Below are 12,416 nucleotides of genomic sequence, written 5' to 3' on the forward strand. Positions count from 1 at the left end.
CAACGGGCGAAATGCGGCAGAAATAGCGCATTGCTGACACGGTTTCAGCGAATTTGGGCGGTAGCTTTAAATCATCAAAAACAACAATGAAAGGGCACAAACATGCTCTATATCTTTGAAAGCGCGCTTGACGAAGTTGAAGCCGTTTCACGCGAAACCCGCGAAAAACTCTCCGGCCTTGATCAGATTTTGCAAACCACATCCCAAAGCCTGCAGGTCTTAAAAGAACGTCTTGAACAGACGGCTCACTGATACTTTGGGATCATTCTTGATCCATGTCTTTGAATTTACACATCGGTTGGTTCATGCTTGGTGTTATGCTAATCAGCGTGAACGTTCGCTGGTGCACAAGCGCCAAGGTGACGTCGCCGACATCAAAATAAGGAGGATCGTAGGATGCTGTATATCGTAGAGAAAGCTCTGGATGAACTTGAATCCGTACCGAGCGAAAAGCGCGAAGGTCTCAAGCATCTTGATCAGGAAATCAACGATGCGGTCGAGAAGCTGAAAGTTCTGAAAGAAAAGCTCAAGGCAGCTGAAACCAAGTAAGTCAGCTTTAGGGTATTGTTTCACGAGGCCGCGCATTTGTGCGGCCTTTTGTTTTGCCTATTTCGCAGCCGTTTTGATCAGGCCCAGCAATTCCTCAACCGCTGCGGTCGGGTTGGTGGTGCCAGAAAGCACATGCGCCTCAAGCGCCTGAAGTCGGTTTGCCACGTCATCACGTGCGGTAAAGGTTTCAAGCAACCGGTCGCGCAGCATCGTCCACATCCAGTCATGTTGCTGGCGCGCACGTTTGGCGACAAATTCGCCTTCCTTTTCCATCACCGTGCGGTGCTGGTTGATCAGATCCCAGATGTTATCAAGCCCGTCATTGATCAGCGCCGACACCATTACCGATTGCGGGCGCCAATGTTTGCTGCTGGGCTGCATGATCCGCAAGGCGGATGAATATTCACGTTTGGCTTCACGCGCCTTGGCCGGATCGGCATCGGCCTTGTTCACCGCGATCAGATCGGCAATTTCAAGAACGCCCTTCTTGATGCCCTGAAGCTCATCCCCCGCACCGGGCAGCATCAGAACAAGGAAGAAATCGGTCATCTGGGCGACCATGGTTTCACTTTGCCCGGCGCCCACGGTTTCGACTAGAACCACATCAAACCCGGCCGCCTCGCACAGCAGGATGGTCTCGCGCGTCATGCGATTGACCCCACCCAGATAGCCACTGCTCGGCGATGGGCGGATATAGGCATTGGGATCAATCGAAAGCTCGTTCATCCGGGTCTTATCCCCCAGGATCGAACCACCTGATCGTGCACTGGTCGGATCAACCGCAAGGACGGCAACCTTTTTACCGGCCTTGGTCAGGTTCTTGCCAAATGCCTCGATAAAGGTCGATTTCCCGACACCGGGCACACCGGTAATGCCGATGCGCTGTGACCCGCCCGTATTGGGCATGAGCTTGGCCAGAACCGCCTGCGCCTGTTCGAAATGTTTGGGATTGCGGCTTTCGACCAGCGTGATGGCACGCGACAGAATGGTGCGGTCGCCAGCCAGAACCCCGTCGACGATTTCATCGGTCGAAAGCACACGTCTGCGCACGGCCTTGCGCGGGCTGACCGTGCCGCCCGAGCCTGCAGGTATGGTGCGCAGCGTTTCTTTCACCAGGCGTTCCTTGAATGTGGCGCGTCTTGTGCCAGCAAAGCGTTACGTCGTGGCAGGAAAGTGGCCGTCAGGCCGCTTCCTCACCAGACTGATTAAGCTTTTCTAGCAGGTCGCCCGCCGCTTCGGCAATGACCGTTCCGGGCGGGAAGATCGCCTCGGCCCCGGCTTCGAACAGCTTGTCGAAGTCCTGCGGCGGGATCACGCCCCCGGCAACAATCATGATGTCTTCACGACCAAGCTTGTCGAGTTCCGCACGCAGCTGCGGCACAAGGGTCAGGTGACCGGCCGCAAGCGAACTGGCACCCACGATATGAACATCGTTTTCGACCGCCTGTTTGGCGGCTTCTTCCGGGGTCTGGAACAGCGGGCCGATATCGACATCAAAGCCCAGATCGGCAAAGGCGGTGGCGATGACCTTCTGACCACGGTCATGACCATCCTGACCCATCTTGGCGATCAGGATACGCGGACGGCGGCCTTCATTGGTCTCGAACTCGTTGATCAGGCGATCCACCTTGGCAAGCGCCTCGTTATCGGCCCCGACCTCGGTCTTGTAAACGCCCGAGATGGAGCGGATCACCGCCTGATGACGGCCATAGACCTTTTCAAGCGCATCGGAAATCTCGCCAACCGTGCATTTCGCACGGGCCGCCTCGACGGCAAGCTCAAGCAGGTTGCCATTGCCACTATCGGCGGCATTGGTCAGCGCCGTCAGCGCACTTTCAACAGCGCCGTTGTCACGTTCTGCGCGCAGGCGTTCAAGTTTGGCGATCTGCTGGCGGCGGACTTCGGCGTTATCAACCTGAAGCACATCAACCGGGCGATCATCGGTGACACGGTATTTGTTCACGCCCACCAAAGTCTGACGGCCGCTATCGATGCGGGCCTGGGTGCGGGCAGCGGCTTCTTCAATGCGCATTTTCGGGATGCCGGCTTCAATCGCCTTGGCCATGCCGCCCTGTTCTTCGACCTCGGCGATATGGGCCCATGCCTTTTCCGCCAGATCGCGGGTCAGGCGTTCGACATAATATGAGCCACCCCACGGATCGATAACGTTGGTGGTGCCGCTTTCCTGTTGCAGGAACAGTTGGGTATTACGGGCAATCCGGGCCGAGAAATCGGTCGGCAGGGCCAATGCCTCATCCAGTGCATTGGTATGCAGCGACTGGGTATGGCCTTGGGTCGATGCCATGGCTTCAACGCAGGTACGGATGACGTTGTTAAACACGTCCTGGGCTGTCAGCGACCAGCCCGATGTCTGGCTGTGGGTGCGCAGCGAGAGTGACTTGGGGTTTTGCGGATCGAACTGTTTGATCAGTTTGGCCCAGATCATGCGGGCCGCCCGCATCTTGGCGATTTCCATGAAGAAGTTCATGCCAATCGCCCAGAAGAACGACAGACGCGGCGCAAATTTATCAATCGGAAGACCCGCCGCCTGACCGGCACGGGCATATTCGATGCCATCGGCCAGCGTATAGGCCAGCTCAAGATCGGCCGTCGCACCGGCTTCCTGCATGTGATAGCCGGAAATCGAGATCGAGTTGAATTTCGGCATGTTTTGCGAGGTAAATGCAAAGATGTCCGAAATGATGCGCATCGATGGTTTTGGGGGATAGATATAGGTGTTGCGCACCATGAATTCTTTCAGAATGTCATTCTGAATGGTGCCAGAAAGCTGTTCGTGCTTCACACCCTGTTCTTCGGCCGCTGCGATATAGAGCGCCATCACTGGCAGAACCGCACCATTCATGGTCATGGAAACCGACATCTGATCAAGCGGGATGCCATCAAAAAGGGTTCGCATGTCATAGATGCTGTCAATCGCCACACCGGCCATGCCGACATCACCAGCAACGCGCGGATGATCACTGTCATAGCCACGGTGGGTGGCCAGGTCGAAGGCAATCGAAAGGCCCTTTTGCCCGGCGGCAAGGTTACGGCGATAAAACGCGTTGGATTCCTCAGCCGTCGAGAAACCGGCATATTGGCGGATCGTCCAGGGACGCTGCACATACATGGTCGGATAAGGACCGCGCAAAAACGGCGGCATGCCCGGCATGGTGTTTAAATGATCAATCCCGTCCAGATCCTTGGGGCCATAGGATGATTTGACATCAATCCCTTCTGGCGTGGTCCAGGGCGTGCTTTCAAACGGGTCTTTCGCACCGGCGGACGCGCCATCAAACAGCGGAAGATCGGAGAAATCAGGAATGCGGGTCATGGTTATTTCTCCCCCTGTTTGCCAAGAAGATGATCAAGTGCGGTGCCACAAATGCCAAGGACATCGGCCCCGACAAAGACAAATTCATCAATGCCGGCGGCCTCGTATTCGGACCTCGCATCGCCGGGATGTCCGGCAAGGTAAACGAGGCTGGCTCCTTTGGCCTTAAGTGCCTTGGCAACGTCGGCTGCCATGTCGGCATACTGTGGGTCCGATCCGCAAATCACGGCGATCTTGGTCCCGCTATCGGCAAAGGCGGATGCAAGCGCATCGGCCATCTCAAAGCCGTTATTGGTGATGGCTTCGATCCCGCCGGCTTCAAAGAAGTTGCGTGCAAAGGTCGCGCGTGCGGTGTGCTGGGCGACCTTGCCAAGATTGGCCAGGAAGACCTGCGGGAAGGCGCCGGTCTTTGCCTTGTGGCCATCTGCGCGTTTGCGAAGTGCTTCATAACTTTCCGAAAGACGGTGCTCGGGCAGTGCGCCGATACGGGTCGCGGCACTGGTGCCATAAAGATCGGTAAACATGTGTCCGATGGTGGCCCCGGCACGCGCCGCCTCGATCATGGCCGAAAGGCTTTTGCCGACGGTGCCGTCAAACTTGGTCTGGCGGGCCTTGGCATCGGCAATGATCGCCTCAAGATCGGGGGCTTCACACGCGACCTGGGCTTCAGAGATATTGGGGAATTCCGAAACACCGGTCAGCGGATCACGACGGGTGGCAAGGCGTTTTTCACGTGCGTTCCAGACAGTCTCGATCTCGGTCTTCAGGCTGCCATTGGCAAGCGCACTCAGGATGCCACCCGACGATTCAAGCGACTGGAATTTCGACCAGGCGGTCTTTGCCAGTTCCTTGGTCAGGTTTTCGATAAACCACGATCCTCCTGCCGGATCAATCACCCGGTGCACATTGCTTTCTTCCTGCAAGATCAACTGCGTGTTACGCGCAATACGGCGCGCAAAGCCATCGGGCAGGCCAATCAGATGATCATAGGGCAGGCAGGTCACACTATCCGCACCGCCAAGACCGGCAGCAAAGCTTGTGACTGTGGTGCGCAGCATATTGACCCACGGATCAACCTTGGTCATTGCCATTTCGGTGGAAACCGCATTGATTGTGATCGTCGCATCCTCGGCACCCGATGCCGAAAGAACGCGGCTCCACATCATGCGTAGGGCACGAAGCTTGGCAATTCCGGCAAAAAAGTCCGTGCCGATGGCGGCGTTAAACACCATCGCGCCCGCGGCCTGATCGACCGCCATTCCGGCATCGGTCAGGGCACGCAAATATGTCACCCCGCTTGCCAACAGGCAGGCCAGTTCCTGACCATCGGTGGCACCAGCATTATAATAAGGGGCACCATTGACCGAAATCGCAGCCGCCAGCGGGAACAGATCAATCAGCTCAACTGCAACGCTTGCCGCGTGATCAACCGCTTCCTTGGCGCCACAGGGCAGGGTGCCGGTCGTGGCCAGGGTTCCGATCGGATCGATGTTAAAGGCCGGGGCGGCTTCATCCGCACCATCGGTATTTGCAATATGTGCTGCCAAAAGGGCTGCGGCCGGAACGCCGGCGGCACCGCCATCAAGGCCGATGGTGGCAAGGTTGGTGTATACATCATCAAGGGCGGCATCGAGATCGGCCAGACAATGAATGGCGACCCCGTCCACGCCGACTTCGGCAGAACTGATTTCGCGCCCGGCGCAGGCAGCGGCATCAAGTTTCAGCGTGATCGATGTGGCACCGTTTTCAAGATCTTCAAGGATCGCGGCGTTGGTCGCCTTGGGATCGGGATGGGTATGAAGCTGGCGGATGTCCCACCCGGTAACGGTTTCGCGCGGCTCGACCGTGGCATTGAGAACTTCATGGATCAGCCGGGTCGCGTCATCCTGATCATCGGCGGTATAGATCGGCTGAACGGAAAAACCATCTAGCGTATTGGTGACAAGCTTCTTTTCGAACGGCGCGCCTTTAAGGGCGTCCTCGGCAAGCTTGCGCCAACTGGCGTAGTCAGCAGATGGAAATTCGGATGCGAGCTTTAGCGGGTCGGACATGGTTTCTCCCGGCTTGGTTCATCCCGGCCTTGATGCGACTCCATATGGGGTCTCCATATGGCGTTGGGCACGGAACGTTGCCAAATTCTATTCTACTACGGATTCCCAGTACCCGGTACACCCCGCCCGGCCCATTCATACCAAGAAAACACCATCGGTATTCTGACTCGTGCAAATGCCTGCAAAAAGGGCCTTTGCGCTTACAGTTGCGGGGGCAGTTCCGGGTTTGGCCACACTGCTTTAACGCAGGCCCGCACCGGATTCCCGACCATGTTTTCCGGTCACATTCGCGACATGGCGGTTTATAGCACCTGCTCCTAATTCCGTAAATAGGCATGGAAATACCTATTTAGGCGGATATGCCACCCGAAAAATCAGGTTTCCGTAACGTTATATCACCGGAAACATTGGGGTTTTGTCGGATCAGTCGCGGTTTCGGCTCTGGCGGGTGTGGTTCATAACGGCCTGATACTTTCGCGGAACAGGTGCAAGATCGGGGTGAAGACAGAACATTGCGTGGCAAAAATTTGGCGTGTTTAACCAATTTGACATTTTCATCTGTCAGTTTGGACTTGTCCCAATTCTCGGAGTATCGCCATCCATGAACGCGCTCAGCGCCATGCCGTCGCAATTTTGTCCTGATGGACTTGTTGCGTTCGCCGACGACAGTCCCAGCGCCAAGGCAGCCCTTGAAACCGTGCTGCGCCGGGCCGGATATGACGTGGCCGGTTTTGATTGTGCCGATGATCTGATCGATCAGCTTGACGGCATGTGTCCGAATGCCATCATTCTGGATATCGAAATGCCGGGCATGAGCGGCTTTGAAGCTTTCTGCGAAATCCGCCGCCGTTATCCCAACAGCGACAATGTGCCGGTCTTCTTCTTCTCGGCCCACTATGACGCCGATACCCGCGCACAGGCCGACGCGCTGGGGGCTGCTGATTTCATCAGCAAGGATGCCAGCCCGAAAGTCGTTCTCGAACAGCTCAACCGGGTTCTCGGCAATTCCATGAGCGCCTGCTAAGCGCTTAAATCATGATATTGCAATGATCAACGCTCTGCCTTGGCAGGGCGTTTTTTATATGGGTGAAAGGCTGGTCTTGCTTGCCTTCATTCCCATATTTCGGGCATAGCATGATCGGGGTTCATACCCCGCTACCACGTCCATCCAGTCCCGGAGCGCCCCGCAATGCCCCATTCTCCAGCGTCACCTGCTGCCAATCCGATTCTCGTTGAAGCCACCCGCGGCACCATGGTCGAAAGTTTTCACCGTGGCCGGTATGTGGTGATAAAAGCAGATGGCACGGTGATTGATGAGGGCGGCGATATTGATACGCTGATGTATCCGCGCTCCGCCATCAAGCCGCTTTTGGCGATTCCGCTGATTGAAAGCGGTGCAGCCGATGCCTTTGGTGTTGAAGACAAACACATCGCACTTGCCTGCTCCTCGCATAATGGCGAGGAAGAGCATGCAAATACGGTCGCCACATGGCTGGAACAAATCGGACTGTCGGTTGATGCGCTGGAATGCGCAGCGCATTACTCGCTGAGCCTTAATGCCGCGATCAAGCAGGCGTCTGATCATGTCAAACTGACCAAGGCGCATAATAACTGCTCGGGCAAGCATGCCGGGTTCCTGACCACTGCGCAGCATCTTGGCGAAGATCCCGTCGGTTACATTGAAGAGCAGCACCCGGTGCAGCAGCGCCTGATCAAGGTGCTCGAAGACATGGGTGATTGTGATTTGTCCGCCTCCCCGCGCGGTATTGATGGCTGCGGCATTCCGGTGATCGGCATGCGCCTGCGTGATCTTGGCCTTGCCATGGCGCGCATGGCCGATCCATCGGAACTTTCCGAAACGCGCAGTGATGCTATCAAACGCATCCGCACGGGCTGCGCCAAAGCGCCGTTCATGGTGGCGGGGACCGGCCGGTTCTGCAGTGCGATTATGGAAGAATGCGGCGAGGACGCGCTGGTCAAGGTCGGGGCAGAGGGCGTTTATTGTGCAGCCTTCCCCAAACAGGGGCTTGGTGTCGCGCTCAAGATTGATGATGGCACTCAGCGCGGGGCAGAGGTTGCGATGGGCGCGATCTTGCGCAAACATGGCGTGATCGACGATGCCCGGGCGGAGGTGCTTAAAAACCATCTGACCCCGGTTCTGACCAACTGGGCGGGCAATTATGCCGGGGACTTACGCCCGGCCTTCTGATGGCCAATCACCAAACGGGGAACGAATGCAAAGCATTGCGGCCTATATTTTTGCGGCCATTGCCGAAATTGCCGGATGTTTTGCCTTCTGGGCCTGGCTGCGATCTGGGAAATCGATCCTTTGGGTCGTGCCCGGTGTGGTCTCGCTTATTATCTTTGCCTGGCTTCTGACCCGGGTTGAGGCCGACTTTGCCGGGCGGGCCTATGCCGCCTATGGCGGGGTTTATATCACCGCCTCGATCTTCTGGATGTGGGTGGTCGAACGCAGCATGCCCGATCGCTGGGATGTCACCGGCTTGCTGGTGTGCCTTCTGGGGGCGGGCATCATCCTATTTGCCCCGCGCTAGTGTGATCAGGCTTTCTCGGCTTTTTCGTCGGGCTTGTTGCCGGTGCGGTCTTCGGCGGGCAGCAGCACATGGAACGTGGTGCCCTTGCCGACCTCGGTTTCAAGCCAGATCCGCCCGCCATGACGCACGGTGACGATATCATGGGTGATCGACAATCCCTGTCCCGTGCCCTTGCCGACTTCCTTGGTGGTAAAGAACGGGTTGAAGACCTTTGACCGGTCTTCCTTGGCAATGCCGGTGCCGTTATCGGAAATCGAAATCAATATGCTGTCATCAAGGGACATCGTCTTGACCGTGATATGGCCTTCATCGGGTTTGCGCCCGGCGGCCTGAATGGCTTGTGCTGCATTGACGATCAGATTGAGGAAGACCTGATTGACCTCGTTGATATGGCACGGAATATGCGGAATTTCCGGATCGAACTTTTCGGTGATGTCGGCATTGTGTTTCCATTCATTGCGCGAAATCACGATCACGTTTGACAGAACCCGGTTGATATCGGTGGTGGTTTTTTCTTCCCCGCCGGGATGGGAAAACTCCTTCATCGACAGCACGATGCGCGCCACCTGATTGATGCCATCAAGCGACTGCTGGGTGGCGTGCGGGATTTCCTCAAGCAGGAATTCCAGATCGGAATCGCGCATCTGGCGGGCGAAATCCTCAAACGTGTTGGGTGGCAGATGGGCGCGGTTTTTCCAAAGTGTCTGCAATGCCAGCCCCAGCATGCGCGACAGCGACCCGTAGCTGTCATTTAGGAACTTCAGATTGTCGCGGATATATTGGCTGGGCGTATTGATCTCATGGGCGATACCACCTGCCAGATGCCCGATTGCTTCGAGCTTCAGCGCCTCACGCAGGTCTTCCTCAAGCTTTTTCTGGGCTTCTTCGGCGGTCTTGCGTCGCGTGATATCCCGGAAAATATACAGATAACTCATTTCCGAGCTGAAATTTGCCGGGCTTACGATAATTTCCATCGGAAAACTGTCGCCATCAAGGCGCTGGGACATGGTTTCCGTATAGTCATATTTCAGAACGCCACTGCTGATATTGATGCAGCGGTTCAGAAGCTTGTGGCGCACGGTGGCCTTGCGATCAATGAACATGACATCGACCGATGTCCCCAGTAATTCATCGCCTGTGGCGCGCAGGATTTCAGCAGCCGATTTGTTGAAATCCTGGATCATGCCGGTCGCATCCACAATCAGGATGCCTTCAACAACGCTATCAAGAATGGTCTTGAGCCGTTGTGTGGTTTCCTGTTTGCGACGCTTCTGTTCGGCCAGCAGCGCCATGAAACGCGCACGCACGTCTTCGGGCGCGTCAATTTCCTTGGCGGCATCGAGCAAATCCGAACCCGATGCGACCTCGGCCGAACCGCTCAGGATTTTGGGTGCTTCGGTATCGTCCTGATCGTGGGTCATTATTTCTCCCCGGGGATCATTTCATTACCCTGCCCACCGCGGCGCACGCGAATGGGTTCATGGAACTGATGGAGCTCTTGAAATACGCGCAACCGCTGCAGCTGAATTTCCGAAACATAGTTGCCGTGGGTCAAAAGCACATGCCCGTCACGGGTTTCGATATCAGTCAGCAGGAAATCACCCATGCGCAGGTTCTTGAGGTAAATGTCATGCTGTGTCCCTTTGGGGTAGGCGACCTTGTCATAGGACGGGTCTTCCTTGGCCAGCAGGGCTTCGATCTTATCAAGCAGTTCCGGGTCATAGCGCTTTGCCTGATGGCGCAGCTCGTCAAAATGCTGTTTCACCACAAGATCGCTCTCCACAATCTTGCCAAGGTCATTGAAAATCCGAAGCACACGCGCACCCAACGGAATCTCCGTCCCCACCGGGCCTTCGGCCGGGAAACCCGATCCGTCAAAATTCCGGTTTTGCAGATAGACAATGCCGGCGACCTGTTCCAGACGTGGAATATTGGAAATCAGTTTTTGCGCCACTTCGGGCGTGCGACGGACAACATCGCGCTCAAGTGGCTGCAGCGGCTTTTCCTCGCCCAGTCGCGCCAGGATTTCCGGCGGCAGGGATACATACCCGATCGGTGCGAGAAGGGCCGCCAGACCCAATTCCCACGGATGGGGATAACCGATCGATTTGGCAATCGTATCGCACCAGACCTTGGCGCGCATGGCCTTGCCAAAGATCGCCGGATTAAGCTGTGCGAGAACCTCTGTCAGGACCTTCACGCTGCCCGCCAGGGTCTGCTCGATCAGGGCCTTTTCGGCGGTGATCAACTGATACTGGCGCAAGCCGGCCTTTACACCGGCAATCAGGTCTTCGTCTTCGCAGGGCTTGTTGAAGAACCGGAATATATGACCGTGATTGATCGCCTCTACCGCGGTGTGCTGATCGGCATTACCGGTCAGCATCATATTGACGGTATCGGGGCTGAGTTTGGCGACCTCGGCCAGAAGCTGCACGCCATCCATTTCGGGCATGCGCATATCGGCGACACAGACGGCATATTTCTGGCCAGCCTTGATTTTATCAAGGGCCTGCAACGGACCAACGGCGGTGTCGAATTCGAACTTGCCGCGCAATTTGCGCTTAAGCCCCATCAGCAGGTTTTCATCGTCATCAACAAAGAGCACGGGGGGATTCTGTGTCATCATCTCTCTCCCTTACTTGTCCATCTCGCGGTATTTCTGTTCCACAAGCCGGGCGGTTTCGCGCCAGACGAGCAGGCGGTCGCGTTTGCCCAACCGGTCAAGATATTCCAGATCAATCCGGCTTTCGGGCGCCGTACCGGTGCGCTGTTCAATCGCGACTTCACGGGCGAGATGCTGCGCAACATAAATCGCACTCAGCGCATTCATTTCGGTATGTGGGGTGTCTTGTGGCCGATGGTGATAGGCAACCGTTTGCACCATCGCACTTGGAAATCCCCAAAGCCCCAAAAGATACGCCCCGATTTCCGGATGTGCTGCGCCGAACTGGTCGCGCTCGGCGACATAGATCGGGATGTCTTCGGCCTCGACCCGTTTGACGACCTCGGCCATTTCATTGGCGCGAAACGCATACAGGATCAGGCTTCCGGTATGGCTGAGCATACCGACGGCGGGCATCACACTGATGACTTCCTTGGGCAGTTTTTCCTGCTCGGCGATCAAGGTTGCAACCACGCCAAGCTGCTGGCTGCGCTGGCAAAGCTGCATCATCCGGTCGACTGCGGGTTTGGGGCCGTCAAAACTGCGAAACAGGCCGTTAAACAGCGCAAGCGCCTTGAGCGTATCAACGCCAATCATGCGAATGGCCTGCGAGATCGACGTGATTTTCTGACTGATGGCGAAATAGGCCGAGTTGGTCAGTTTTAAAATCTCGGCGGTCAGCGCGATATCGGATGCAACAATGGCGGTCAGTTGATCGTTGCTGACAAGCGGGTTTTCCAGCGCTTTGACAAGGTTGGTATAGGTATCCGGCGGTGAAGCCAGCGCATCAATCCCGCCAACCAGTGCACGCAGTTCCGGCTTGGTCAGCAGATTGCGCAGATCAAGCGCGTTTTCGATGGTTTCAATCAGCATCTGATCATCGCACGGTTTGGCCAGATACTGATGCGCCGGTCCAACCGTGCGCAAAATCGCCTCTTCCTCGGCAAAGCCTGACAGGATGATGCGCGCGGTATGCGGGTGTTTTTCCTGCATGATGGTCAAAAGGCCCGCGCCATCCGTTCCGGGCATACGCATGTCGGAAATGACAACATCCGGGTCGATCTCGTCCGCCTTGGTCAGCGCACTTTCCGCGTCATGCGCGAAATGCACCTGCCAGCCGGGGCGGGTTGATCGCACCCGGCGGCGCAAACCATCCAGAATGTTTTTGTCATCATCGACAAAAAGGATGACGCTCATTTTCACCTCATGCGTGTGTTCCATGTTCCATACATGGGGCCTGCAGAGGGTCTTTGATAGTCCGCATA

The 12,416-nt window shown here is 56.4% G+C and carries 11 protein-coding genes and 1 riboswitch; of the genes, 5 read left to right on the forward strand and 6 right to left on the reverse strand.

What is annotated here, in order from left to right:
• The first annotated feature begins 102 nt into the window (after positions 1-102).
• Both ACXAIA_RS03365 and ACXAIA_RS03370 read left to right on the forward strand, forming a co-directional pair.
• Positions 103-252 (forward strand): hypothetical protein, encoded by a 150-nt coding sequence (locus tag ACXAIA_RS03365; RefSeq protein ID WP_475347345.1) that lies wholly within the window; start codon positions 103-105, stop codon positions 250-252.
• A gap of 144 nt (positions 253-396) precedes the next feature.
• The gene (locus tag ACXAIA_RS03370; RefSeq protein ID WP_475347346.1) at positions 397-549 is read left to right on the forward strand and encodes a hypothetical protein; all 153 of its coding nucleotides are present in this window, start codon (positions 397-399) and stop codon (positions 547-549) included.
• A gap of 57 nt (positions 550-606) precedes the next feature.
• Here the strand turns inward: ACXAIA_RS03370 and meaB are convergent, their stop codons facing one another.
• The 3 genes from meaB to ACXAIA_RS03385 all read right to left on the reverse strand — a co-directional run bounded on the left by meaB (position 607) and on the right by ACXAIA_RS03385 (position 5,934).
• The gene (gene meaB / locus ACXAIA_RS03375) at positions 607-1,662 is read right to left on the reverse strand and encodes a methylmalonyl Co-A mutase-associated GTPase MeaB (RefSeq protein ID WP_475348102.1); all 1,056 of its coding nucleotides are present in this window, start codon (positions 1,660-1,662) and stop codon (positions 607-609) included.
• A 67-nt stretch (positions 1,663-1,729) separates the two neighbouring features.
• Complete coding sequence (scpA, locus tag ACXAIA_RS03380) at positions 1,730-3,883, reverse strand: methylmalonyl-CoA mutase (protein WP_475348103.1); 2,154 nt, start codon at positions 3,881-3,883, stop codon at positions 1,730-1,732.
• A 2-nt stretch (positions 3,884-3,885) separates the two neighbouring features.
• Positions 3,886-5,934 carry a methylmalonyl-CoA mutase family protein gene (locus tag ACXAIA_RS03385; RefSeq protein WP_475348104.1) on the reverse strand — a complete coding sequence of 683 codons (2,049 nt, stop codon included), beginning with the start codon at positions 5,932-5,934 and terminating at the stop codon, positions 3,886-3,888.
• A gap of 135 nt (positions 5,935-6,069) precedes the next feature.
• Positions 6,070-6,249, reverse strand: a riboswitch (cobalamin riboswitch).
• A 286-nt stretch (positions 6,250-6,535) separates the two neighbouring features.
• Here ACXAIA_RS03385 and ACXAIA_RS03390 point away from each other — a divergent pair.
• The 3 genes from ACXAIA_RS03390 to ACXAIA_RS03400 all read left to right on the forward strand — a co-directional run bounded on the left by ACXAIA_RS03390 (position 6,536) and on the right by ACXAIA_RS03400 (position 8,489).
• Entirely contained in the window at positions 6,536-6,958 is a 423-nt protein-coding gene (locus ACXAIA_RS03390) for a response regulator (RefSeq protein ID WP_475347350.1), read from the forward strand.
• Between the two features lie 165 nt (positions 6,959-7,123).
• Positions 7,124-8,143, forward strand: coding sequence for an asparaginase (locus tag ACXAIA_RS03395; protein WP_475348105.1), 1,020 nt, complete (start codon positions 7,124-7,126; stop codon positions 8,141-8,143).
• 25 nt (positions 8,144-8,168) lie between these two features.
• A complete protein-coding gene (locus tag ACXAIA_RS03400; RefSeq protein WP_475348106.1) occupies positions 8,169-8,489 on the forward strand; it encodes a YnfA family protein in 321 nt (106 codons plus the stop codon).
• Positions 8,490-8,494: 5 nt separating this feature from the next.
• Here ACXAIA_RS03400 and ACXAIA_RS03405 read toward each other — a convergent pair whose 3' ends face one another.
• From ACXAIA_RS03405 to ACXAIA_RS03415, 3 genes are read right to left on the reverse strand one after another with little or no spacing between them, the layout of a single operon-like run.
• On the reverse strand, positions 8,495-9,910 hold the full coding sequence (locus tag ACXAIA_RS03405) for a two-component system sensor histidine kinase NtrB (protein ID WP_475348107.1): 1,416 nt from the start codon (positions 9,908-9,910) through the stop codon (positions 8,495-8,497).
• On the reverse strand, positions 9,910-11,112 hold the full coding sequence (locus tag ACXAIA_RS03410; protein ID WP_475348108.1) for an HD domain-containing phosphohydrolase: 1,203 nt from the start codon (positions 11,110-11,112) through the stop codon (positions 9,910-9,912). Before ACXAIA_RS03410 ends, ACXAIA_RS03405 begins: the two co-directional genes overlap by 1 nt.
• Positions 11,113-11,124: 12 nt before the next feature.
• Positions 11,125-12,348 (reverse strand): response regulator, encoded by a 1,224-nt coding sequence (locus tag ACXAIA_RS03415; protein WP_475348109.1) that lies wholly within the window; start codon positions 12,346-12,348, stop codon positions 11,125-11,127.
• Positions 12,349-12,416 lie beyond the last annotated feature (68 nt).

It is taken from the genome of Thalassospira sp. ABL2_045, from assembly GCF_056161285.1.